The organism is Curtobacterium sp. MCBD17_023, assembly GCF_003224415.1.
Taxonomy (GTDB): Bacteria; Actinomycetota; Actinomycetes; order Actinomycetales; family Microbacteriaceae; genus Curtobacterium.
On the sequence record NZ_QKLJ01000001.1, the window covers coordinates 451,115 to 473,506 of the forward strand.

Annotated in this window: 21 protein-coding genes and 3 tRNA genes; 8 read left to right on the plus strand and 16 right to left on the minus strand. The window is 71.9% G+C overall.

Annotated elements, in window-relative coordinates; all coding sequences use genetic code 11:
• Nucleotides 1–52: 52 nt before the first annotated feature.
• Nucleotides 53–577 (minus strand): MarR family winged helix-turn-helix transcriptional regulator, encoded by a 525-nt coding sequence (locus tag DEI84_RS02180; RefSeq protein WP_181420308.1) that lies wholly within the window; start codon nt 575–577, stop codon nt 53–55.
• Between the two features lie 175 nt (nt 578–752).
• Here DEI84_RS02180 and DEI84_RS02185 point away from each other — a divergent pair, with 175 nt between their 5' ends.
• Nucleotides 753–1,064, plus strand: coding sequence for a hypothetical protein (locus DEI84_RS02185; RefSeq protein WP_110858041.1), 312 nt, complete (start codon nt 753–755; stop codon nt 1,062–1,064).
• A 183-nt stretch (nt 1,065–1,247) separates the two neighbouring features.
• On the opposite strand, the gene DEI84_RS02190 is transcribed toward DEI84_RS02185, so the two are convergent.
• The 3 genes from DEI84_RS02190 to DEI84_RS02200 form a co-directional block, all read right to left on the minus strand.
• On the minus strand, nt 1,248–3,053 hold the full coding sequence (locus tag DEI84_RS02190; RefSeq protein ID WP_258371664.1) for an adenylyl cyclase: 1,806 nt from the start codon (nt 3,051–3,053) through the stop codon (nt 1,248–1,250).
• A gap of 298 nt (nt 3,054–3,351) precedes the next feature.
• Complete coding sequence (locus tag DEI84_RS02195) at nt 3,352–4,299, minus strand: alpha/beta hydrolase (RefSeq protein ID WP_181420309.1); 948 nt, start codon at nt 4,297–4,299, stop codon at nt 3,352–3,354.
• Between the two features lie 111 nt (nt 4,300–4,410).
• A complete protein-coding gene (locus DEI84_RS02200) occupies nt 4,411–5,286 on the minus strand; it encodes a DUF808 domain-containing protein (RefSeq protein ID WP_110889494.1) in 876 nt (291 codons plus the stop codon).
• Between the two features lie 103 nt (nt 5,287–5,389).
• Between DEI84_RS02200 and DEI84_RS02205 the strand changes: the two genes are divergently transcribed.
• On the plus strand, nt 5,390–6,268 hold the full coding sequence (locus tag DEI84_RS02205) for a serine hydrolase (RefSeq protein WP_110889495.1): 879 nt from the start codon (nt 5,390–5,392) through the stop codon (nt 6,266–6,268).
• Nucleotides 6,269–6,416: 148 nt separating this feature from the next.
• Here the strand turns inward: DEI84_RS02205 and DEI84_RS02210 are convergent, their stop codons facing one another.
• A complete protein-coding gene (locus tag DEI84_RS02210) occupies nt 6,417–7,613 on the minus strand; it encodes a PP2C family protein-serine/threonine phosphatase (protein ID WP_181420310.1) in 1,197 nt (398 codons plus the stop codon).
• 25 nt (nt 7,614–7,638) lie between these two features.
• Complete coding sequence (locus DEI84_RS02215) at nt 7,639–8,136, minus strand: MarR family winged helix-turn-helix transcriptional regulator (RefSeq protein ID WP_181420311.1); 498 nt, start codon at nt 8,134–8,136, stop codon at nt 7,639–7,641.
• A gap of 119 nt (nt 8,137–8,255) precedes the next feature.
• On the opposite strand from DEI84_RS02215, the gene DEI84_RS02220 reads away from it, so the two are divergent.
• Complete coding sequence (locus DEI84_RS02220) at nt 8,256–11,792, plus strand: proline dehydrogenase family protein (protein WP_110889498.1); 3,537 nt, start codon at nt 8,256–8,258, stop codon at nt 11,790–11,792.
• A gap of 59 nt (nt 11,793–11,851) precedes the next feature.
• Nucleotides 11,852–12,064, plus strand: coding sequence for a hypothetical protein (locus DEI84_RS02225; RefSeq protein WP_110825686.1), 213 nt, complete (start codon nt 11,852–11,854; stop codon nt 12,062–12,064).
• 75 nt (nt 12,065–12,139) lie between these two features.
• Here the strand turns inward: DEI84_RS02225 and DEI84_RS02230 are convergent, their stop codons facing one another.
• The 6 genes from DEI84_RS02230 to DEI84_RS02255 form a co-directional block, all read right to left on the minus strand.
• On the minus strand, nt 12,140–12,493 hold the full coding sequence (locus DEI84_RS02230; protein WP_146236283.1) for a hypothetical protein: 354 nt from the start codon (nt 12,491–12,493) through the stop codon (nt 12,140–12,142).
• Nucleotides 12,490–13,488, minus strand: coding sequence for an SDR family oxidoreductase (locus DEI84_RS02235; protein WP_110825683.1), 999 nt, complete (start codon nt 13,486–13,488; stop codon nt 12,490–12,492). Before DEI84_RS02235 ends, DEI84_RS02230 begins: the two co-directional genes overlap by 4 nt.
• A gap of 81 nt (nt 13,489–13,569) precedes the next feature.
• The gene (locus DEI84_RS02240; protein WP_258371665.1) at nt 13,570–14,370 is read right to left on the minus strand and encodes a YqjF family protein; all 801 of its coding nucleotides are present in this window, start codon (nt 14,368–14,370) and stop codon (nt 13,570–13,572) included.
• Nucleotides 14,367–15,209: a nitroreductase family protein gene (locus tag DEI84_RS02245; RefSeq protein WP_110889500.1), complete on the minus strand. Its 843-nt coding sequence runs from the start codon at nt 15,207–15,209 to the stop codon at nt 14,367–14,369. The genes DEI84_RS02240 and DEI84_RS02245 overlap by 4 nt, the downstream gene beginning before the upstream one ends.
• 32 nt (nt 15,210–15,241) lie before the next feature.
• Nucleotides 15,242–15,547, minus strand: a complete 306-nt coding sequence (locus DEI84_RS02250; RefSeq protein WP_110889501.1) for a hypothetical protein — start codon at nt 15,545–15,547, stop codon at nt 15,242–15,244.
• Between the two features lie 86 nt (nt 15,548–15,633).
• A complete protein-coding gene (locus DEI84_RS02255; protein ID WP_110825680.1) occupies nt 15,634–16,071 on the minus strand; it encodes an Lrp/AsnC family transcriptional regulator in 438 nt (145 codons plus the stop codon).
• 217 nt (nt 16,072–16,288) lie between these two features.
• On the opposite strand from DEI84_RS02255, the gene ddaH reads away from it, so the two are divergent.
• Entirely contained in the window at nt 16,289–17,179 is an 891-nt protein-coding gene (ddaH, locus tag DEI84_RS02260; RefSeq protein ID WP_220032856.1) for a dimethylargininase, read from the plus strand.
• A complete protein-coding gene (gene rocD, locus DEI84_RS02265; protein ID WP_110889581.1) occupies nt 17,179–18,414 on the plus strand; it encodes an ornithine--oxo-acid transaminase in 1,236 nt (411 codons plus the stop codon). The genes ddaH and rocD overlap by 1 nt, the downstream gene beginning before the upstream one ends.
• 204 nt (nt 18,415–18,618) lie before the next feature.
• On the opposite strand, the gene DEI84_RS02270 is transcribed toward rocD, so the two are convergent.
• Nucleotides 18,619–19,620: an SDR family oxidoreductase gene (locus tag DEI84_RS02270; RefSeq protein ID WP_110889502.1), complete on the minus strand. Its 1,002-nt coding sequence runs from the start codon at nt 19,618–19,620 to the stop codon at nt 18,619–18,621.
• 287 nt (nt 19,621–19,907) lie between these two features.
• Here DEI84_RS02270 and DEI84_RS02275 point away from each other — a divergent pair, with 287 nt between their 5' ends.
• Nucleotides 19,908–20,702, plus strand: a complete 795-nt coding sequence (locus tag DEI84_RS02275; RefSeq protein ID WP_258371666.1) for an NYN domain-containing protein — start codon at nt 19,908–19,910, stop codon at nt 20,700–20,702.
• A 146-nt stretch (nt 20,703–20,848) separates the two neighbouring features.
• On the plus strand, nt 20,849–21,859 hold the full coding sequence (locus DEI84_RS02280; RefSeq protein ID WP_110889504.1) for an aldo/keto reductase family protein: 1,011 nt from the start codon (nt 20,849–20,851) through the stop codon (nt 21,857–21,859).
• 210 nt (nt 21,860–22,069) lie between these two features.
• Here DEI84_RS02280 and DEI84_RS02285 read toward each other — a convergent pair.
• The 3 genes from DEI84_RS02285 to DEI84_RS02295 all read right to left on the minus strand — a co-directional run bounded on the left by DEI84_RS02285 (nt 22,070) and on the right by DEI84_RS02295 (nt 22,356).
• Nucleotides 22,070–22,142, minus strand: a tRNA-Phe gene (locus tag DEI84_RS02285).
• Nucleotide 22,143: 1 nt separating this feature from the next.
• Nucleotides 22,144–22,220 (minus strand) — tRNA-Asp (locus DEI84_RS02290).
• A 63-nt stretch (nt 22,221–22,283) separates the two neighbouring features.
• A tRNA-Glu gene (locus DEI84_RS02295) sits at nt 22,284–22,356 on the minus strand.
• Between the last annotated feature and the right edge of the window lie 36 nt (nt 22,357–22,392).

Here is a 22,392-nt window from a genome sequence, read left to right on the forward strand (position 1 = left end):
GGTCAGCGCCGTCAGCGGGCGGCGCCCACGAGTCGACACCCGGCGGAGCGGTTCAGCCGTCGGATCTCGCGTCGTCGCGCTCGCCGGCCCGGCGGACCGCGTCCGCGAAGCGGGAGGCGAACCGGGTGACCACGGCGGCCTCGTCGTCGGAGAGCTCGTCGATGACGGTGATCAACGGCGTGTGGATGTGCCCGTACGCCCGGGTGAGGTCGGCGGTCGCGCTCTCGGTCGGCACCAGCACGACACTGCGACGGTCGCGCGGGTTCGGTCGTCGCTCGACCCGGTCAGCGCCGCTCAACCGGTCCACCAGCTTCGTGACGCCGGCCGTGGTCAGGCGGAGTTTCGCCGCCAGTTCCGTAGGGCTGAGGAACCGCTCCGTGCGCCCGGCCTCCACCAGGTGCAGCAGGGCCACCGCGTCGACGGGACGCATCTGCAACGCCCGCAGGGCCTGCTCGTCGGCGTCGTGCACGCTGTCACTCAGTGCCTGCAGGGCTTCGATGGCGGCCGCTCCCGCCGCGCTGCGGGGCTCCTCTGCTCCGGAACGGTGGGCGTTGCGTGCGTTGTCCTCGTTCGGCATCAGATCGGACCTCGTCCTTCGGCTCTCGATGATGCTGCTCCTCCTCAGCGGCGGAAGCAAGCAGAGTGCGTATTCTGCGAAGTACGAAACTGGGTGAGTAATCAGCGCGGTTGGAGGAGTGTCGAGATCACGCGGCCACCGGACGCCCGGTGGCACTGAACACGAAGGAGACACCATGTCGAACACGACAGGGAACACCGCGCGCCACGACAACGTCGTGCGCCGCACCTGGAACGAGACCAAGTCCGCCCTGAAGACCACGGAGTTCTACGCGTGGATCGTCGTCTCGCTCGCGATCCTCATCGCGTCCGCCGTCGTCGACAACGCGGACGAGGGCCACACCGGCTTCGGCGCCGACCAGGCCTGGCTCTACGTCGCGCTCGTGACGATGGCATACATCCTCAGCCGTGGCATCGCGAAGGCCGGCGTCCGCAAGCCGGAGCACGACGACGACGACCGCCGCGACGGCAACGGCCGCTCGAACTAGTCGAGCGACACCGCGCCCCGGCTCCGGCCGGGTGCGCGCACCAGCACGTCACACGTGCGACTCCGGAGATGGTGGACCGGATCGAAACAGGCCGTCCCGCATCCCAGCGGGACGGCCTGTTCCGTCCGTGCGACCGCACGGTCGCCGCTCCGCCCTGAGGCGCCGGGGCGGACAGTGCGGCCCCTACTCGACGGCCCCGTTCGAGTAGCGCGTCACGGTCTGTGGCTGCCCGGACACGGCTCCCGTCGCGGCGGAACCCCGGCCGTTGATGACGTGGTCGATCGTCCCCGCATCCGCGTTGAGCGCGACCGTCGTGAGGTCGTGCATGACCACGCCCGGTCGGTCCGGGACCTCGAAGGACTGCGTCGCGTGGAGCGTCGGGTCCACGTTCGTGAAGATGTAGCTCCCGAGGCCCCATGCTTCGTGCGTCCGGACGTGGTCGGACACCTTGTACGCCGCCCATCCATCGGTCTTCTGGTGTCGCCACGACGCCTGGTCCGGTGCGTCGTAGGGCAGCTCGTTCTGGAAGAAGACGGTGCGACCGCGCTCCCCGTTCCAGATCACGTTGTACTTCTGGTAGTGCTCGACGAAGAGGCCGGTCGCGGTCACGTCGTCGCCGTTCACGACGACCCCGGTGTCCGCGGTGTTGACGGTCCAGCCGACCGAGCCGGCGACCCCGTGGTCGGCCCGCCATGCCCAGATGTCGTCGAGGATCGTGTGGTCGCTGTTGACCTCGAGGCTCGTCGTCGCCTTGCCGACGTGCGGGCCGCCGATGCGGAAGAAGACGTCCTGCAGGGCGGTCGGGTCGGCTGCGCTGCCGGCGGTGGACCGGTGCCGGTCGCCCTTGTGGTGGCCGCTGCCGATCCTGAGCAGCGTCGGCGAGTTGACGGTGCCGGCGTCGAAGGTGAGCCCGGCGATGTCGACGCCCCGCACGTCGCCGACGACCATCGGGACCGCGCCGTGCTGCGCGGTGAGGGTGGCCAGGCCGAGTCCGAGCACGACGGTGTCGGCGCGCTTCACGGAGATGCTCTTCGCGACGTCGTAGACGCCCGGCGTGACGAGCAGGTTCTTCCCCTTCGCGAGGGCGGCGTTGATCTTCGCGACCGAGTCCGAGGGGTGCGCGACGAAGAAGTCGCTGAGGGGCAACGACCGGCCGGGCGTGTGCCCGTTCGCCCAGCTCGGGCCGACCGAGTCGGTCACGGCGCGCGGCACGAACACGCGGTAGGCGCCGCGGCCGTCGACGTACAGGTACGGCTTCTCGCGGGAGACCGGCGTCGCCGTCAGTGTCGTGTACGGCGGCACCGGGAAGGACTGTGCCGGGGCGTTGAGGTCGCCGGAGAACACCTGGTTCCAGACCCCGTTCGACCATCCGGCACCGAGGTCGGTGTTGCGCACGTAGAACTGCTGCTGCGACCCGTTCAGCGCGCCGCCCTCGAGCTTCGAGTCGGCGACGAACCCGCCGCTGGCGTAGTTCGGGTCCTCGCAGTACGGCATGAACGTCGTGTGGTCCTTCACGTCCACCCGGCGCATCGGCGCGGCCTGCGACACCGCCCACATCTCGCTCGCCGTGTGGCACGCGTCGGCGGTCGGCACCACGTGGACGGTCAGGTTCGACACCGACCGCCAGAACGTGTCGAGTGAGCCGCTGCCGTTGCGGCCCGTCGCGGTGACCCCGCCGTTGATGGTGACGCCGCTCGGGTCCTGCCCGAGGCCGTCGACCTCCGTGTAGTACCCGACGCGGATGTCGAGCGGGTCCGTGGCCGAGCCGTAGGTGCCGGGCTCGAACAGCAGCGCGTACCGGGACGTCCCCATCTCGTTGTCGACCTGCTGGTCGTAGACGGCGTCGACCTTCGCCTGGATGTCCGCCTGCGGCATGTCCGGGGAGAAGACGAGCACGTTCGGGCCGAGGTCGCCTGCCGGAGCGTGGCTGTGCGGTGCGGCGACGGCCGTCTGTGTCGTGGCGACGACGCCGAGCACCGCTGCGCTCACGGCCACCGTCGCGCCGATGACGCGTCTGCTGGTTCGGGCCCGTCCGAGGGGCGCTGGGGCGAAGGGGTTCACCGGGACCTGCTTCCTTGCAGATGTGCAGCACCCGTCGACATCCGGGTGACGTCGCTGTCACCCGGGCGGAGACGGGGCCACGCGGATTCGGGGTGGCGGAAGCGTAACCCCGTCCGGACGTCGCACCGACGACCGCCGCTGTGCGGGCTCGTTGCGTGGATGATCCGTCGGCATCCGGACGGACTCCTCGGCACACGGCACACGGCACACGGCCCGTCGGCGCGGTTCATGCGACGGCGAGCGCCCGGCGGAGCTCCTGGCAGAGTTCTCCGAGGGCCTGGGGCACCGCACGACTGATGCGCGGGAACGCCATGAACCCGTGGGGCATGCCGAAGTAGGTCGTGGTCCGGACGGTGACCCCAGCGTCCTGCAGGGCAGCGGCGAACCGGAGGCCGTCGTCCCGGAGCGGGTCGTGCTCGGCGACCTGCACCAGGGCTGGCGGGAGCCCCGTGAGGTCCGCGGACAACGGCGACGCGTACGGCTCGCGCGGGTCGGCGCCGCCCAGGTAGTGCTGCCGGAAGGCCAGCATGTCGGCCTTGGTGAGGATGGGGGCGGTGGCGTTCTCGTCGATCGACGGACTGGCCATCGTCAGGTCGGTCGCCGGGTACAGGAGCGCCTGGAAGGCGATCGCGGGGCCGGACCGGTCGCGTGCCATCAGCGCGACCACGGCGGCCAGGTTGCCGCCGGCGCTGTCGCCGACGACCGCGACCCGGGACGTGTCCGCACCGAGTTCGCCCGCGCGCCCGACGAGGTCCACGGTGGCGGCGTACGAGTCCTCGGCGGCGGCGGGCCAGCGGTGACCCGGGGCGAGTCGGTAGTTGAGGGACGCGACGACCACCCGGGCGTCCCGTGCGATGTTCGAGGCCAACCAGTCGTAGGTGTCGAGCGTGCCCGAGGTCCAGCCACCACCGTGCACGAGGACCACGAGCGGCGGTGTCCCGGTGAACGTGGTCGGACGGTACAGACGCACCCCGATCGGCCCGTCCTGCCCGGCGGCGGTCGTGTCGCGGACGCTGACCCCCGGCGCGAGGCCGCCGAGCAGCAGGTCGGTGACGGGGTTGTGGCCGACCACTCGTCGCTGGTCGGCGATGATCTGCGCCTCGGAACGCCGCGTCACCGAAGCCAGTCCGATCAGTCGTCCCAGGACCCTGGTCCGTCGGTCGAGTCCCGTCACCGTTGCTCCTTGCGTCTCCGCGCCGGTTGCGGCGCCGTCCTGGCCTCTGCCGGCAGTCTCCACCCGGCAGGGGGGCCAGCGGTCAGGGAACGGGAGGACCGAGCCTGCCCGTCAGTGCGTGCGCCCCCGCAGCCGGCCGATCCCGAGCACGATCCCGACGACGACCATGCCGAGCACGAGGCCCGCGACGGCCGAGATCGCGGTGTCGACGATCCACGTGACGACGGGTCCGGCGGCCTCGACCGCGTGCTCGACGTGGTGCAGCATCTCGTACGGGCCCGCCCAGAACGTCTCCGCCATGTTGGCGATGACCAGGTGCCCACCGACCCAGAGCATCGCCACGGTCCCGACGATGCTGATGAACCGGAAGACCGCGGGCATCGCGCTGACGATGCGAGCGCCCATGCGCCGGGTGCCGCGCGACGGGTTCTTCATCATCTGCAGGCCGATGTCGTCGACCTTGACCAGGAGCGCGACGGCGCCGTAGACGATCAGGGTCATGCCGAGACCGATGACCGCCAGGGCACCGAGCGTCGGCCAGAAGCCGAGGTCCGGGTCCAGGCTCGCCAGGCCGATGAGCATGATCTCGGTGCTCAGGATGAGGTCGGTGCGGATGGCCCCGAACACGAGCTTCGGTTCGGAGACCGTGGTGTCGCTGCTGGCCTCGTGGTGGACGCCGAACCACTCGGTGACCTTCTCGGCACCCTCGAAGCACAGGTACGTGCCGCCGATGACGAGCAGCCACGGCAGCACCCACGGCGCGAACGCCGACAGCAGGAGCGCCAGCGGGATGATGATGACGAACTTGTTGAACAGGCTGCCGAGGGCGATCCGTCCGACCACCGGCAGCTCCCGGGCCGGCTGGAGGCCCTGCACGTACTGCGGGGTGACGGCGGCGTCGTCGATCACGACACCCGCGGTCTTCGCGCTGGCCTTGAGGGCCGCGCTGAGGATGTCGTCCACGACGGCGAGCAGTCCGACTGACATGTGGTGGTCTCCTCGTCGCTTCCCGAACACTGTCCGATCGCACAGACTACTGGCGGCTGCCCGCGAACTCGTCTCCCGGCCGCCGAGGCGCGAGGATGGCCGGATGACACGCGCCGAGACCGTCCGCGACGCCGTCGTGGCCGAGGTCGCCCGGACCGGTTTCCGAGCGCACGGTCTGCACGTGCTCGTGGGCGACGACGACGCCGAGCACCGCTGGACGCCCGACGTGCGGGAGGACGTGCAGTCCATCGCCAAGGGCGTCTGCGTCCTCGCGACCGGCATCGCCGTCGCTGACGGGGCGGTCGACCCGGACGCGCCGGTGTCGGCGTCCCTCACCGACGTGGAGCTCGGAGCTGGTACCGACGCGGTCACCCTGCGCCACCTGCTGACCATGACGAGCGGCGTCGACCTGCCGTGGTCGCCGACGCTGCTGACCGACTGGCCGGACCTGGCGCGCGAGTTCCTCGGCCGACCCTCACGTGGGCGGGTGTTCCAGTACTCGAACGCCAGCACCTACACGGCCATGCGGGTCCTCGAGGCCCGGGTCGGCGACGTCGGCCGCTTCGTGCAGGAACGGCTGCTCACCCCGCTCGGCATCGACGACGCGGAGTGGGAGCGCTGCCCGAACGGCCACATCGCGGGCGGAGGCGGACTCCTGCTCCGGACGGCGGAGGTCGCACGTCTGGGTCGGCTCGTCCGGGACGGCGGCAGGGTCGCGGACCGGCAGCTCGTCGCGCCGGAGTGGGTCGCGGCGATGCACGGCGACTGGGTCGCCGCCGGACGGAGCCCGGCGTACGAGCGGTACGCGCTCGCCGGGTGGGACGGCCCGGGCCGGCTGTGGCGGATGCACGGGGCGAACGGGCAGCTGCTGCTGTTCGACGAGGCCGTGGGCGCGGTCGTGACGATCACGGCGGACGACCACGCCGGTGCCGACGCGGTGGCGGCGTCGGTCGCGGTGCTGCTCGCAGGCGGAGCCCGCTGACGCGTCGGCACACCACCGATGTCGGTGGTACCCGGCAGGCTCGTCCGCAGTTCGATGTTCCTGTTCGGGTCAGGCGCACGAGCCAACGGTGTCGGTACCTGTGGGCAGGTACCGACACCGCCTTCCGTCCGCGTCGCCCTGCTCGCGCTCAGCCGTCGGCGTCGCGCGCCAGCACCGCCACGGTCACGTCGTCCTCGGCGTGCTCCGCGGCGCGGAGGCGCACGGTCTGGAGGAACGCGGCGGTGTCCGGCGCGTGCCGCAGGGTCCGCCCGATGTCGGTCAGCGTGTCGATGGTCCCATCGCCCAGGTCGAGCGCACCGTCACTCGTGACGACGAGCGTGTCCCCGGGCTCGAGGACGAGCGCTCCGGCCCGGAAGGGGATGCCGCCCGGGTGCAGGCCGAGCGGGAGGTCCCGCGACCGGCGGATCTCCGACGTGCCGTCGGCTCGCAGGTGCAGCACGAGGCCGTGTCCGGCGTCGACGAAGTCCAGACGGCCGGTGCTCGGCGTCAGGCGCGCGTGGAACAGCGTCGCGAAGGCCGAGGCGCGGCTGAGGTCCTCGCTGATCCGCGGCTCGATCGCGGCGACGGCTGCGACGGGCAAGAGGTCCTCGTGCTGCCGGAGTGCTGCGCGGAGCCCGGCGGCGAGCAGTGCCGCGGGCTGCTCCTTGCCCATGATGTCGGCGAGGGTGAACGTCACGGCGTCGTCGCCCGCGGTCCAGTCGTGCACGTCCCCGCTGAGGTCGCCGTACGGCACGCTGATGCCGGCGAGACGGTAGCCCGGCACGTCCAGGGGCTGCGGAGCGAGGGCTTCGACGACCTCGAGCAGTCGATCGTGCTGGAGGCCCATGGCCAGGGCCCGCTCGGTCCAGTGGCCGAGGTCGATGAGGGCCGCTTCGTCCTGGGGGCTGAACTCCCGCGGCTCGACGTCCATCAAGCACAGGGTCCCGATGGCGACGTCGCCCGGCATGGTCAGAGGGACACCGGCGTAGAAGCGGATGCCCCGGCTCGTGACGCCCGGCAGGTCAGCGGTGCGCGGATCGGCGGCGGTGTCGGGCACGACGGTCGGCCCGGGCCGCTGCACGGTGAGCTGGCAGAACGACCACTCGAGCGGCACGGTCGTGGCCTCGCCCGGGACGTTCGGCGTCAGCGTGTGCAGGAGCGCGTCGTCGAGCAGGTTCACGTACGACATCGGCACGGCGAAGAGGTCGCGCGCGATGCGGACGATGCGTTCGAGGCGCTCGGTCGGGGCCGCGTCGACGATGTCCAACGCCGCCACGAGTGCCGCGCGCGCGGACGGCGAACCGTCGGTGTCCATCTGCTCCCCCACGAGGTTGATCGGAGGCATCCTCCCACGCCCGTCCCGGGCACGGTCAGGTGTCTCCCGGGTCGGCCCCGCCCTCGGTGTCGGTGTCGGTGTCGACCGGACCGAGCGCGTCGAGGACGCGGTGCGAGACCGACCGGAGGGTCTCCGCATCCGCCGCCACGGGCCTCCAGAACAGCTGCTCGAGGGCGGCGGTGTGTGCTCGGATGCCGGCGAGGACGGCCCGGCGGCCGTCCGGGGTCATGACCACCCAGCTGCCGCGGCCGTCCGACGGGCAGTCGGCGCGCTCGACGAGTCCCCTGGCGACCATGCGCGTGACCTGATGGCTGACGCGCGACTTCTCCCACCCGATGCCGGCGGCCACGTCGCGGACCCGCAGTCGGTGCTCGGGGTCGCGGTGCAGCCCGATGAGGATCTCGAACTCGGGCACGGAGATGCCCGCACCGCGCTGCACGGCCAGGTCCAGCGCCCGGTCGAGGCCGCGCCAGACGTCGTGGAACGCGTCCCACGTGGCCCAGTCGTGGCCGTCGACGCCGTGCTCCACCATCGGGCCAGCGTATCGACGGCGGCGGCGGTCGGGGCCGAGGATCATCCGTCCGGCTGACTCCTGGGCGGCACACGGCGGCCTCCGAGGAGACGTCGGGGGAGCGGCCTACGATCGAGAGCATGCCGCCCGCACGCCTCCAGGACTGCACCGACGACGCGCTCGCCCTCGTCGGGCGGTGGCTGGACGCCTCCCGGGGCGCGAAGCCCGACGCCGGGGCGGCCCGACTCGCCGAGGTCCTGCGCGACGACCGCGGTCTCGACTTCGCCCGCGGGTTCATCGACAAGGTGATCCGCCCCGACGACCCGAAGGTCGCGGCGCGGAACCTCGAGAAGGCCAGCCGGGACGTCCCCGACTTCCTCGCCTGGTACCTCCGCGGAGCGGTCACGGTCGGTGGCGGGTTCGCGACCATGGCACCGTGGGCCGTCATCCCGTCCGCGCGACGTGTGCTGCGACGACTCGCCGGGCACCTGGTGGTCGACGTGCCACCCGCGCGGCTCGGGTCGGCGCTCGCCAAGGTCGCCGGGACCGGCAGCCGCCTCGACGTCGTCCCGCTCGGCCCGGCCGTGCTCGGCCCGGGCGAGAGTGCTCGCCGCCTCCGCTGGATCACCGACCTGCTCGGTCGTCCCGACGTGCCGGCCGTGTCCTTCGCGGTGTCCGAGGTCCTGCCGCCGTCGTCGCCGTGGGTGCTCGACACCGCCACCGAGCAGGCCGTCGAACGGCTCGTCCCGGTGTTCCGCGCCGCCGTCGCGGGCGACAGCACGATCACGTTCCGGACCGGTGACCCGCGCGACCTCGACCTGACCGCGGCGGTCTTCCGCGAGCTGCTCGACATGGACGAGTTCGCCCACACCACCGCCGGGATCACCCTGCCGGCCGACCTCCCCGACAGCGCCGGGGTGCTCGCCTCGTTGACCGAGTGGGCGACGGCGCGGCGCCACCGTGGTGGGGCACCGGTCCGGGTCCGGCTCGTCGCCGGTGCACGCGGTGCGTCCGGACTGGCCGACGCGCTCGTGCACGACCGTCCCCTGGCCACGTACGCGACGCGCCAGGCGACGGACACCGCCCTCCTCCGCCTGCTCGACGCGGCGCTGACGCCCGAGCACACCGACGCGGTCCGGGTGACGCTCGCCGGACACGACCTGTTCGCGATCGCCGCCGCGCGGGTGCTCGCCGACCGCCGCGGGGTGGGCGACGCACTCGAGGTCGAGGTGCTCCTCGGGACGGCGGGCACCGCCCTCGACGCCGTCCGGGCCGACCTCGGGACCGTCACCGTCAGCACCCCGGTCGTGCAGCCCGACGAGTTCGACGCCGCGATCCCGTACCTCGCCCGACGGCTCCGCGAGGGTGCGACCTCGACGGCGTTCTCGATCGGCACGGACGACGCCGTGGCCGCACGGGAACGCGAGCGCTTCACCACCGCCGTCGCCGCGCTCGACGACCCGGCGCCGACGACCCTCCGCACGCAGGACCGCCGTGCGCCCCTCGGTCCTCCCGCGATCACCGTCGTGCACCCACCCGCAGCGGACACCGACCCCACCGTCGCCGCGAACCGGGAGTGGGCGGCCGACCTGCTCCGCCGGGTGACCCGTTCGCAGCTCGGCACCGCGACGATCCGCGGTGCCCGGGTCACCGACCGTCAGCGACTCGAACGGACCATCGCCCGGACCGCCCAGGCGGGCGTGAACTGGGGGCGGCAGGATCCCCAGGACCGTGCCGAGCTGCTCGACCTCGTCGCCCACCAGCTCGAGGTCCGTCGCGCAGCCCTGGTCGAGGTCGTGGTCGCCGAGACCGCGATGACCCTCACCGACGCCGACCGGCAGGTCAGCGCAGCGGTCGACGCCGCGCACCACGCCGCCGACCGTGCCCGGCACCTGACCGACGTCGCCGGCGCCGTCTTCGTCCCACCGCGTCTGACCGTGGTCGTCCCGCCGTGGAACTCCCCGGTCGCGACGCCCGCCGACGGGGTGCTCTCGGCGCTCGCGGCCGGCAGCGGTGTCGTGCTGAAGCCGTCCCCCCTCGCCAAGCGGTCCGGCGCCGTGCTCGCCGACGTGCTCTGGGACGCCGGGGTCCCGCACTCGCTCCTGCAGCTCGTCGACCTCGACGTCGACGAACTCGGCCGTGACCTCGTCGCCCACCCCGCGGTCGACCGCGTGCTGCTCACCGGCTCCTCCGACACCGCCCGGTCCTTCCGCTGGTGGCGGGCGGGCCTCCCGCTGATCGCGGACACCGGAGCGGTCAACGCGGCTGTGGTGACCCCGGCGGCGGACGTCGACCAGGCGGTGCGCGACGTGGTCGCCTCGGCGTTCGGTCAGTCCGGCCAGGCGGCCCGCGCGGTGTCACTCGTCGTCCTGGTCGGGTCCGTCGGCGAGGACGACCGCTTCCGACGTCAGCTCGCCGACGCCACCCGCGCGCTCCGGGTCGCCTGGCCCACGGACCCCGCCGCACAGGTGGGACCGCTCCTCGTCGAACCGACCGGCGCCGCCCGCGCCGCGCTGACCGAACTCGCGCCGGGGGAGTCCTGGCTCGTCGAGCCCACCGTCCTCGACGAGTCCGGTCGGCTCTGGTCGCCGGGCGTCCGCGTCGGCGTCCGTCCCGGCAGCGCCTTCGCGCAGACCGCCGCGGCCGTCCCCGTGCTCGGTGTGGTGCACGTCGAGACCCTCGACGAGGCGATCGCGATCCAGAACGGCACCGAACACGGCCTGGTGGAGGCCCTGCACACGCTCGACGTCGACGAGGTCGCGGCGTGGACGGACCGCGTGGCCGCTGGTTCCCTCGTGGTGAACCGACCGACCACGGACCCGGTCGTCGGACGACAGCCGGCCGGGGGATGGGGGCGTGCCGCGGTCGGTGCGGGTGCCGCACGCGGGGGACCGGAGTCCGTCGCCGTGCTCGGTCACTGGGCACCCGTCCCGCGCACGGTCCACAAGAGCATCCAGCTGCACGGCCTGCCGCCGCGGGTCACCGCGCTCATCGAGGCCGCCCGCAGCGGGCTGTCGTTCGAGGAGTTCGACCTGGTCCGAGCCGGTGCGACGAGCGACGCGGAGGCCCGGCAGACACGGTTCGGCCGGTCCCGCGACACCGCCGACCTCCGGGTCGAGCGGAACGTGCTCCGGTACCGCCCGCAGTCCGTGGTCGTCCGGCAGTCCGAGGGCGTCGGGACGGGTGAGCTCGTCCGGACCCTCGCCGCCGCGACCGCCGCCCGCGCGCACGTCCTGCTCAGCACCGCCCGCGCGCTGCCCGGCCCGCTGACCCAGCTGTTCGCCGGGCGTCGGTCACCGCTCGACGTGGTCGACCACCTGGTGGAGACGGACGAGGAGTTCCTCGCCCGGGCGGCGTCTGGTGCCCTCTTCCGCGAGGACTGGTCGGGTGGCACCGACGAACCGCAGGACGCGATCGACATCGTGCTGTCCCAGGGCTTCGAACCGCGGCCGCACACCGCGTTCGCCGGGCCGGGCTCCCGGATCCGGCTGCTCGGCGGGGACCCCCTCGCGGTCGAGGAAGCGCTCGGCGCCGGCATCGAGACCGCCATCCACGACGCGCCCGTCGTCGAGGCCGGTGTCGTCGAGATGGCGCACTACCTCCGCGAGCAGACGGTCATCGTCACGGCCCACCGTCACGGCGACGTCGACCCGGAGTTCGCCCGCCTCCGGCTCTGACCGCGTGGACCTGGGGCATCCCCGTGAGGGCACTGCCGGAGCGGCGTAACGTCGCGACCATGACTGCAGGAGAGCGTGACAACGGCGTCCAGACCGAGCCGATCATGGACGGTGCGAACGACGCGACGAACGACGACAAGCTGCACGGCCTCGTGGAGCAGGTCCAGCACGACCACGGCGACGAGGGCGCCGGCGTGATGGCCGACCACCTCCGTGACCGTCTCGACGAGACCGGTGTCGAGGCCGAGGACCCGGCGTCCGAGGTCGAGTAGCCCCGGCCCCCGCGCACGACGGAGCCCCGCCGACCACCTGGCCGGCGGGGCTCCGTCGCGTCGACGTGTCGGCGATCAGCGACGGCGCCCGGCCCCCACGAGGGCGACCTCCAGCACCGTCAGCAGCGTGGCGATCCACACCTGCCGGACCGCGAAGCGTCGGGACTGCCGGTCGAACAGCGCGAGCGGGACCATCGTGAGCCCGTGCACGGCGTCGACGACGGCACCGAGCGTGTGGGCCTCCGGAGTCCCGGCACGTCCCGTGATCGTCGCCTGTGAGAGCTGCCGGACGCCGAGGACCCGCCCGAGGACCGCGGGGCGCCCGAGCGCCCGCCGTGCCCCGAGCAGGTGCGCGACACCGATGCCGGCGCGGAGGACCTCGACGACGGCGGCACGGTCCACCCCGGTGGTGCTGGTCCGGCGGCTCATCGGCGGCGCCCTGCCGCGGTGGCGAGGGCGACCCCGGCGACGCCGAGCGCCGCTCCGAGGATCCCGTTGCCGAGTCGGCGGTGCTCGACCCACCAGGTCTGCGGTGACCAGTCGTGCGACTGCTCGTCGAAGGCCCCGTGCGCCCCGTGGTCACCGGGTACCGGCTCGTACAGGTTGACGCCGATCTCCTCGCCGTCCTTGTCCGGGATCTGCTGCCCGCTGACGAGCGTCTTCGCCGCGTACCAGTCCGCGAAGCGCCCGCTGATCCGGTTGGCCAGGATCGTGTAGACCGTGGACTCCCCGACCCAGGTGCGACGACGGGGGCGTTCGGCGGTGACCGCGATGGCGCGGGCACCGACCTCGGGCTGGTAGATCGGCGCGACCGGCTGCGCGTGGTGCGGGAGCGACGACTGCACCCACCCGAACTGGATCGTGTTGAGGGCCGGCATGTCCACCCGGCTGATCTGCACCTTGCTGCCCTGCTCGATGAGCTCGGAGACGACCGACTCGGTGAACCCGACGATCGCGTGCTTCGACCCGCAGTAGGCGCCCTGCAGGGGGATGCCCCGCGAGCCCAGGGCCGAACCGACCTGGATGACGTGCCCGGAGTCGCGCGGCACCATGCGCGTCAGTGCCGCACGCGTGCCGTTCACGAACCCGAGGTAGTCGACCTGCGTCGCGCGCTCGAAGTCCTCCGGCGCGGTGTCGAGGAACCTGCCGAACACCCCGACCATGACGCCGTTCACCCAGAGGTCGATCGGGCCGAGCTCCGCCTCGACGCGGTCGGCGGCGTCCTCGACGGCCTGGCGGTCGGCGACGTCGGCCACGAGCGCGAGTCCACGCTGCCCGGCCGCCTCGACCTCCGCGACGGCCGCGCGCACGCCGTCCTCACCACGGGCGAGCACGGCGACGTCCCACCCGCGAGCCGCGAGCTCCCGGACCGTGGCCCGTCCCAGTCCAGCCGATCCACCGGTCACCACAGCCACTCGTGTCATGCGTCCCTTCTACCGGACGCTGCGACCCGTGTGTCAGCCGGTGTCCCCCGATCCCCGGCCCGCCGACGCGCTCGCGATCGGTCAAGCGCGCGGCCCCGCGAACCGCGTCACGACACCGGGGGAGTACAGCACCGAGTCCGGCTCGAGCTCGGTGAGCGCGGCGGGCAGGCCGGCGGCGCGGACGAGGTCGTCGCGCAGCCCGCGGAGCGTCGCCCGGTGCAGCACCCATGCGTCGTGCTCGTTCGGCCACCACGCGGTCCGACCGGCCCGGCCGACGTGCATGCCCCACCGTGCGGTGAGGAACGACTCGAGCGGGGTCGGCTCGGCGATCGGCCCGCCGACCTCGACCTCCAGACGGGACCGTAGGTGCGTGCCGTGGCGGTGCACCGCGTACGCCGTCCGGTCGCCGTCCTGCCGTCGGCCGGTCCGCGCCCAGTGGTACGGCGTCCCCGTGACGACCCGGGCGGCGGCAGCGGGCAGCAGCTTCCCCGCGTCGAGCGACAGGAACACGACGCCGCGCCGACCGGTGTCGTCCCGCGTGTAGACGCGGACGTTGACCTCGAGGAAGTCGCCCAGGCCGCCGGTCCGGCCGAGCGGTCCGAGCGGCGGGAACCGGGTGTCCTCGAAGCTGAACGCGATGAGCCCCACCCACGTCGTCACCCCGTCGTCGGAGCCGTCGGGAGCCATGGTGTCCGGTCGGGTCCCGGCCGGCAGGAGCGGTGCGACCGCGGACACGTCCACCCGCCAGTGCACGAAGACGACGTCCCGCCAGGCCTGCTCGATCCACGGGCGCCCCGGCAGCGCGGGCGCGGTCGCCGAGACCGGGTCGACGGGCCCGCCCGGGAGGACCGGACCACCACCGGCAGGCATGGTCGCCGTCACCGCGTGCCCCCGTCCGTCGCCTCGGGGTCGAGGTGTCCGACGGCCGAGACGTCGTCCCAGCCCTCCTGCGGCGTCGCACACGTGCCGCGGAACACGTACTGCGAGGGCCGCTTCCGCTCGTTCGACACCCAGTCGATCGCCGGCCGGCGACGCTCCGGCGGGGTGTACCCGATCCGGTAGACGGCCATCAGTTCGAGCTCCGGTGGCACCTCGAGCAGCTGCTCCACCTCGTTCCACGACTCCTCGATCTCCATCGGGAACGAGACGAACTGGATGCCGAGACCGAGCTCGGTCGTGGCGAGCCAGATGTTCTCCATCGCGGCGCCCATGCTGAACACCGAGTAGAAGGCGTTGCGGGCCTCCTTCCGGTACTCGTCCCGGTCGAGCATCACCCCGAGGAGCAGCGGCGAGCCGGCCACGAGCTTCCGGTTCTCCTCGCCGAGGGTCTGCGGCACCCGGAGCGCGTTCATGAGGAACTGCCCGCGCTTGGTGAACACCTGGCTCGTGAACGGGCGCAGCGGCGCGGGGAGCTTGTCGAAGAGCATGCCGGAGCGGCGCTCGTCCATCTCCGCCTGCGAGAACCGGAAGTACGGCTTGTACCGCTCGAAGAACGTCCCCTCGGACATGGTCTTCGTCATCGTCCGGCCGCTGATGTCGGCGATCCGGTCGATCGTCTCGCGCTCCTCGACCAGGACGAACCGCCACGGCTGGCTGTTCAGCTGCGAGGGGGCGCGACCCGCGAGTTCGACCAGCAGTCGCTGGTGCTCCTCGGACACCGGGTCGGGCAGGAACGCCCCGTTGGTGGTGCGACGGCGCCGGATGGCCTCGATGAGTTCCACTGCTGTCCTTCGGACTGGGTCGGCTGGGGCGGTCAGCGCCGCAGGAGGACCGCCCCCAGGTAGGACGGCGCCGCGGCGACCGCGGTCTTCCAGTGTGCTCCGCTGCGGGGGTCGGTCCGTGGAGCGAGCGCCAGCGGCACGAGCGCGGGCAGCAGGAACAGGCCGGCCCGCGACCGCGTCCACACCGGCGTCGTCGCGGCGGCACCGGTCAGCGCCGCGGTGACGACGAACAGGCCGTGGTGGACGACCCGCAGCCTCCGGGTGCGGATGAGGCGCACCGCCACGGCGGTGCCCCACAGGCAGTTGACCACGTACGCGACGGCCGCGGCGGTGACCATCCGCCGGGCGGTGGTCGAGCCGCGAGGCGTGCCGTGCCTCCCGGCTGTCGTCGTCCGTCCCATGGTCGCGAAGCTCCGCACCGGGGTCAGTCGGAGCCGCGGCTGACGAGCTTCGACAGCACGATCGCCGAACGGGTGTGGTCGACCTGGGGCGCGAGGCGGACCCGGTCGAGGGCTTCCTCGAGCGCCGGGAGGTCCCGCGACCGCATGTGCACGACGGCGTCGGCGCTGCCGGTGACGGTGCCGGCGTCGACGACCTCGGGCACGGCGTCGAGGAGCGTGCGGAGTTCGTCGGGTGAGACCGTGCCGCGGCAGTACAGCTCGACCCACGCCTCGGTGCCGCGGTCGTCCACCGCGGGGTCGACCTTGATCGTGAAGCCCTGGATGACCCCGTCGGCCACGAGTCGGTCGACGCGACGCTTCACGGCGGAGGCGGAGAGCCCGACGACCGAACCGATCTCGCCGTAGCCCGCGCGGGCGTTCTCCCGGAGCTGGTCGAGGATGCGGTGGTCGAGCGAATCCATTGTCCCGATCCTACGCGGGCTCCTTGCGAGACCAGCACGTCCGACGCAGGAATCGTGCGCCCGGAGCGCGGCGTCGGTGCTGTGCCGGACCTCCGTCCTGTGCCAGACTCAGGACAGGCGTCGACCTGGTCCGCCTCCGGCGAGTGAGCCTGCGTCTCGTCGGAGCTCTCACCGTGGTGGTTCCTGGCAGGCTCGGGCCCCGGTCCTGGAGGACCTCGTGTCGAACACCGCACCCCAGCCCACCGCCGCTCCGCAGCGCACGGCCACCAAGCGCACCATCCTCATGTGCAAGCCGACCCACTACACGGTCAGCTACCGGATCAACCCATGGATGCACCCGGAGGAGCCGACCGACACCTCGAAGGCCGTCGAGCAGTGGCAGTCCCTCGTCGACGTCTACGAGCAGCTCGGCTTCGAGATCCACCAGATCGAGCCCGTCGATGGCCTGCCGGACATGGTCTACGCGGCCAACGGCGGCTTCGTGCTCGACGGTGTCGCCTACGGCGCGAAGTTCCAGTACCCGGAGCGCCAGCCCGAGGGCCCGGCGTACATGGACTGGTTCCGCCAGGCGGGCCTGACCGTCGCCGAGCCCGAGGAGACGAACGAGGGCGAGGGCGACTTCCTCCTCATCGGCGACACCATCTACGCCGGCACCGGGTTCCGTTCGGACAGCACTTCCCACGAGGAGCTCGCGCGGGTGTACGGCCGCGAGGTCGTCACCCTGAAGCTCATCAACCCGAGCTTCTACCACCTGGACACCGCCATCGCGGCGCTCGACCCGGTGCCCGACGCCGAGGGGAAGTCGAACATCGCGTACCTCGAGAGCGCCTTCGACGAGCCGTCCCTCGCCATCCTGCGCGAGCGCTTCCCGGACGCGATCATCGCCACCGAGGAAGACGCCGCGATCCTCGGCCTCAACTCGTACTCCGACGGGTACAACGTCGTGATCGCCTCCCGGGCCGCCACGTTCGCCTCGCAGCTCCGTGAGAAGGGCTACAACCCGATCGGCGTCGACCTGTCCGAGCTGCTCCTCGGTGGCGGCGGCGTGAAGTGCTGCACGCTCGACCTGCACCCCGTCGGCACCGGCACCTCGGTGGCGCGGTCCTGATGGCCGGCGCGCTCGGGGCGAACACGGCCGCCGCGCTCGCCGTGGAGGACCGCACCCTCGCCCACAACTACAGTCCGCTGCCGGTCGTCATCGCGTCCGGTTCCGGGGCGACCGTCACCGACGTCGACGGCCGGACGTACCTCGACGGGCTCGCGGCGTACTCGGCGGTGAACTTCGGGCACGGCAACCCGCGCCTCCTCACCGCGGCCCGCGACCAGCTCGACCGCGTGACCCTGACCAGCCGCGCGTTCGTCACCGACCGGCTCGGACCCTTCGCCGAGGGGCTCACCGCGCTCACCGGCACCGAGATGATGCTGCCGATGAACACCGGCGCCGAAGCGGTGGAGTCCGCGATAAAGGTCGCCCGAGCCTGGGGCTACCGCGTCAAGGGCGTCCCGCAGGGGCAGGCCACGGTCATCGTCGCGAGCGGGAACTTCCACGGCCGCACCACGACGATCATCTCGTTCTCCGACGACCCCTCGGCGCGGGACGACTTCGGTCCGTACACGCCGGGCTTCCGGACCGTCCCGTACGGCGACGCGTCGGCGCTCCGGGACGCGATGGACGACACCGTCGTGGCCGTGCTGCTCGAGCCGATCCAGGGCGAGGGCGGCGTGGTGATCCCGCCGGCGGACTACCTGCCCGCGGTCCGCGCGGTCTGTGACGAGTTCGGTGCGCTGTTCATCGCCGACGAGATCCAGTCCGGGCTCGGCCGCACCGGGCACACCCTCGCCGTCGAGCGCGTCGGCGTGACCCCGGACCTCGTCACGCTCGGCAAGGCGCTCGGAGGGGGGATCGTCCCGGTCTCGGCCGTGGTCGGGCGCGCGGACGTGCTCGGGGTCCTGCGCCCCGGGGAGCACGGGTCGACCTTCGGCGGCAACCCGCTCGCCGCGGCCGTCGGCACCGAGGTCGTGGCGATGCTCGCCGAGGGCACCTTCCAGCAGCGGGCGCTCGACGGCGAACCGGTGCTCCGCGGGTACCTCGACGAGCTCATGGACGAGGGCGTCGTCGCACACCGGGTCGCCGGACTGTGGGCCGGCATCGACATCGACCCCGCGCTCGGCACCGGCAAGGAGGTCGCGAAGGACCTCGCGGACCGCGGGGTGCTCGTGAAGGACACGCACGGCTCGACGATCCGCTTCGCCCCGCCGCTCGTCGTCACGGACGAGGAGATCGGCACCGCCATGCAGGCCCTCGGCGCGGTCCTCCGCGCCCGCGCCCCGCGCGGCGCCTGAGCGGCGGCCAGCCGGCGCGAGCCGCACCCGCACAACAGGAACCGGCTCGAACCACGGACGTCCGCGGTTCGAGCCGGTTCCTGTTGCGCCCCGCCAGTGCGCGCCGCGTTGCGCGCCTCGCGCTCCGCGGCGGCCGGAGCCCGCTGCGCACCGGACGGGAGGCGCGGGGCCAGACCGGCCGCGCCTCCCGTCCGACGGCGCTCGCTAGACGCGGCCCGGCGCGTACGCCTCGGCCAGGCGGTCCATGAGTGCGTCCTTCTCCTCGTCGACGACCTGCGCCTCCGGGTGGGCGTCGTACCAGGCGACCAGCTCGCGGGCGCCCTCGCGGAACGTCGTCCGCGCCGCCCAGCCCGGCACGAGCGTCCGCACCTTGCTGTTGTCGAAGACCATGCTGTTCGCCTTGTCGCCGACGACCCCGGCACCCCAGTCGGCGTCGGCGGCCATGATCGCGTCCGAGGGGACGTGCACGATCGTCGGCTCGGGCGCTCCCGCCGCGGCTGCGACCTCCTGGTGGATACGGTCCCACGTCGGCGACTCCTGGCCGGTGATGTGGAACGCCTCGCCGATCGCCTCGGCCCGGTCGAGCACCCCGACGAACGCGACCGCGAAGTCCCGCACGTGCGTGAGCGTCCACAGCGAGGTCCCGTCGCCCGGCACGATGACCGGCTTGCCGCGGCGCATCCGGTCCACGACCGTCCACCCGCCGTCGAACGGCAGCAGCGTCTCGTCGTAGGTGTGCGACGGCCGGATGATCGTCATCGGGAAGTCGTCCTGCCGGTAGGCCGCGACGAGCAGGTCCTCGCACGCGATCTTGTCCCGCGAGTACTGCCAGTACGGGTTCTTCAGCGGCGTCGACTCCGTCACCGGCAGGTGCGTCGGCGGGGTCTGGTACGCCGAGGCCGAGCTGATGAAGACGTACTGCCGGGTCTTCCCGGCGAACAGGTCGATGTCGGCCTGCACCTGGTCGGGCGTGAACGCCACGAAGTCCGCCACGACGTCGAACGTGCGGTCGCCGAGCGCCGCCGCGACGGCGTCGCGGTCCGACACGTCGGCCTGGAGGCGCGTCACCGTGTCCGGGAGCGCCCGCTTCTCCGTCGTGCCCCGGTTGAGCACGCTGACGTCGAAGCCCTGGTCCACCGCCTCGCGGACGCAGGCGGCGCTGATGACGCCGCTCCCGCCGATGAACAGCACACTGGGTCCGGTCATGGATGCTCCCTTGCTCCCGGCGGTGCATCCGCGCACCGCGTCCCTTGCGATCCTGCACCTCCTGCGCTGGGGCGGGCGTCGAGGACCGCGGGGAGCGTCACGGCGACCCTCCTGCACCTGAGCCGGCATCAAGTGGTGCAGGGCTCCGAGCGCTAGTACCGTGGTTCTCAACGACCCTTGCCGTTGACCGCCCGACCGATCGTGGGCAGGCCGATGACAAGGGTCTTTCTCTGTGGGGAGGGACGAGCATGGCGATCGGTCGAGGCCGTAAGGAGACACTCACGCCGGTGACGGGGAACGTCGACTCCGTACCGGTCCCGGTGCGGGCAGAGCAGGTCACCGCGATCTTGGTCGACGGCGGCTTCTACCGGCGTCGGGCAGCTCGGCTGTTCGGCCACAAAGACCCCGAGCAGCGTGCCGACGAACTGCTCGAGTACTGCCGCAGGCACACGCGCAAGGCGAAGTCGCGGCTGTACCGCATCTTCTACTACGACTGCCCGCCGTCCGAGAAGGTCGTGTTCCATCCGCTGACCCGTACGAGCGTCAACCTCGCGAAAACGCCGGATCACGATTGGATGGTCGACTTCCACAAGGCGCTCGTCAAGCGGCGCAAGGTCGCACTACGACGTGGCGAGCTGCTCGAGACGCAGTCCGGGTACCAGCTGCGGGCCGAGAAGCTCAAGAAACTCCTCTCTGGTGCCATCTCGGTTGCGGATCTCGACGAGAAAGACTTTTCGCTCGACATCACGCAGAAGGGCGTCGACATGCGCCTTGGTCTCGACATCGCGACGTTGGCGGCGAACGGACACGTGAACCAGATCATCATGATCGCCGGCGACAGCGACTTCGTCCCCGCGGCGAAGCACGCCCGTCGTGCTGGCATCGACTTCGTCCTCGATCCGCTGTGGGCGCGGATCTCAGAGTCGCTTCACGAGCACATCGACGGATTGTGGGAGTGCGTGAACCGAGAGCCTCGGAACCTCGAGGACCCGCTGCACGCCGACAACCTCCGCCAGCATCGTCCGATGTCCCCCTGTGATGGCGATGCTCTCGACTTGAACGACGAGTCGGACGGCCGCTAGCCTTCCCATCGAAGACCCCGGAACGATCACTGGCCACGGCCACATCGCCGGGGTTCCGTCGTTCCGGGCTGGGGTGGCCGGTACGGCCGAGGACTACCGTCACGGGCGGTGCCGCACCGACGCGGCCACGACAGGAGTGACAGCACATGGAGTACCGCTACCTCGGTAACTCGGGCCTCAAGGTCTCCGAGATCACGTACGGCAACTGGCTCACCCACGCCTCCCAGGTCGAGAACGACGCGGCGATCGCCTGCGTCAAGGCCGCTCTCGAGGTCGGCATCTCGACGTTCGACACCGCGGACGTCTACGCCAACACCGGGGCCGAGACCGTCCTCGGTGAAGCGCTGAAGGGCGAGCGCCGCCAGTCGCTCGAGATCGCCACGAAGGTCTTCGGGCCGACCGGTCCCAAGGGCCACAATGACACCGGGCTGTCGCGCAAGCACATCCTCGAGTCGATCGACGGCTCCCTCGGCCGCCTGCAGACCGACTACGTCGACCTGTACCAGGCGCACCGCTTCGACCACGAGACGCCGCTCGAGGAGACGATGCAGGCGTTCGCCGACATCGTGCGCCAGGGCAAGGTCCTGTACGTCGGCGTCTCCGAGTGGACGGCCGACCAGCTCCGCGCCGGTGCCGCACTGGCGAAGGACCTCGGGTTCCAGCTCATCTCGAACCAGCCGCAGTACTCCGCGCTGTGGCGGGTCATCGAGGAGGAGGTCGTCCCCACCTCGAAGGAGCTCGGCATCTCGCAGATCGTCTGGTCACCGATCGCGCAGGGCGTCCTGACGGGCAAGTACCAGCCCGGTCAGCCGCTGCCCGAGGGCTCGCGCGCCACCGACGACAAGGGCGGCGCGAAGATGATCGAGCGCTTCATGAACGACGAGGTCCTCTCGGCCGTGCAGGAGCTCAAGCCGATCGCGGACGAACTGGGTCTCTCGATGGCGCAGCTCGCCGTGGCGTGGGTCCTGCAGAACGAGAACGTGGCGTCGGCGATCATCGGCGCTTCGCGACCGGAGCAGGTGCACGACAACGCCGGCGCTGCCGGGGTGCAGATCCCGGCCGAGCTGATGAGCCGCATCGACGACGCCCTCGGTGGTGTCGTCGAGCGCGACCCGGCGAAGACGAACGACAGCAGCCCGAAGACCCGCGAGGCGTAGGCCGCGCTGCCCGGCCGGGAGGAGCCTCCTGGCCGACGCCGCACAACAGGAAGCGGCTCGAACCGTGGATCCCCGCGGTTCGAGCCGCGTCCTGTTGTGCGGGGACGATCCGAACCGCGACCGCGAACCGAACCGCGACCGCGACCGCGGACCGGGACGACGCCCACCAACGCAAAAGAGCCCCTCACTCTCGTGAGGGGCTCTTCACCGTGGCTGGACGCGGCGTCGATCCGCGGACCTTTCGATTTTCAGTCGAACGCTCTACCAACTGAGCTACCCAGCCGTGGCGACCCTGACGGGACTTGAACCCGCGACCTCCGCCGTGACAGGGCGGCACGCTAACCAACTGCGCTACAGGGCCATGTGGAATTACTGTTGTTGCTTCGGTTTCGTTCTGTTCTGCTTGCTGTCCCCCGATGAGGAGTGACCCCAACGGGATTCGAACCCGTGCTGCCGCCGTGAAAGGGCGGTGTCCTAGGCCACTAAACGATGGGGCCGCAAGCAGTGCATCGCGCTACCGATGGACAAGCATA

Excerpts from the sequence above, each read along its gene's own strand:
- DEI84_RS02215 (WP_181420311.1), bottom strand. The coding sequence starts at position 8,136 with ATGGTGGAGCACGGCGTCGACGGCCACGACTGGGCCACGTGGGACGCG.
- DEI84_RS02250 (WP_110889501.1), bottom strand. The coding sequence starts at position 15,547 with ATGGTCACCGCCGCGGCCGTCGCGTACGTGGTCAACTGCCTGTGGGGC.
- DEI84_RS02225 (WP_110825686.1), top strand. The coding sequence starts at position 11,852 with ATGACTGCAGGAGAGCGTGACAACGGCGTCCAGACCGAGCCGATCATG.
- DEI84_RS02280 (WP_110889504.1), top strand. The coding sequence starts at position 20,849 with ATGGAGTACCGCTACCTCGGTAACTCGGGCCTCAAGGTCTCCGAGATC.
- DEI84_RS02220 (WP_110889498.1), top strand. The coding sequence starts at position 8,256 with ATGCCGCCCGCACGCCTCCAGGACTGCACCGACGACGCGCTCGCCCTC.
- DEI84_RS02270 (WP_110889502.1), bottom strand. The coding sequence starts at position 19,620 with ATGACCGGACCCAGTGTGCTGTTCATCGGCGGGAGCGGCGTCATCAGC.
- DEI84_RS02230 (WP_146236283.1), bottom strand. The coding sequence starts at position 12,493 with ATGAGCCGCCGGACCAGCACCACCGGGGTGGACCGTGCCGCCGTCGTC.
- DEI84_RS02205 (WP_110889495.1), top strand. The coding sequence starts at position 5,390 with ATGACACGCGCCGAGACCGTCCGCGACGCCGTCGTGGCCGAGGTCGCC.
- DEI84_RS02185 (WP_110858041.1), top strand. The coding sequence starts at position 753 with ATGTCGAACACGACAGGGAACACCGCGCGCCACGACAACGTCGTGCGC.
- DEI84_RS02210 (WP_181420310.1), bottom strand. The coding sequence starts at position 7,613 with ATGCCTCCGATCAACCTCGTGGGGGAGCAGATGGACACCGACGGTTCG.
- DEI84_RS02255 (WP_110825680.1), bottom strand. The coding sequence starts at position 16,071 with ATGGATTCGCTCGACCACCGCATCCTCGACCAGCTCCGGGAGAACGCC.
- DEI84_RS02180 (WP_181420308.1), bottom strand. The coding sequence starts at position 577 with ATGCCGAACGAGGACAACGCACGCAACGCCCACCGTTCCGGAGCAGAG.
- DEI84_RS02200 (WP_110889494.1), bottom strand. The coding sequence starts at position 5,286 with ATGTCAGTCGGACTGCTCGCCGTCGTGGACGACATCCTCAGCGCGGCC.
- rocD (WP_110889581.1), top strand. The coding sequence starts at position 17,179 with ATGGCCGGCGCGCTCGGGGCGAACACGGCCGCCGCGCTCGCCGTGGAG.
- DEI84_RS02235 (WP_110825683.1), bottom strand. The coding sequence starts at position 13,488 with ATGACACGAGTGGCTGTGGTGACCGGTGGATCGGCTGGACTGGGACGG.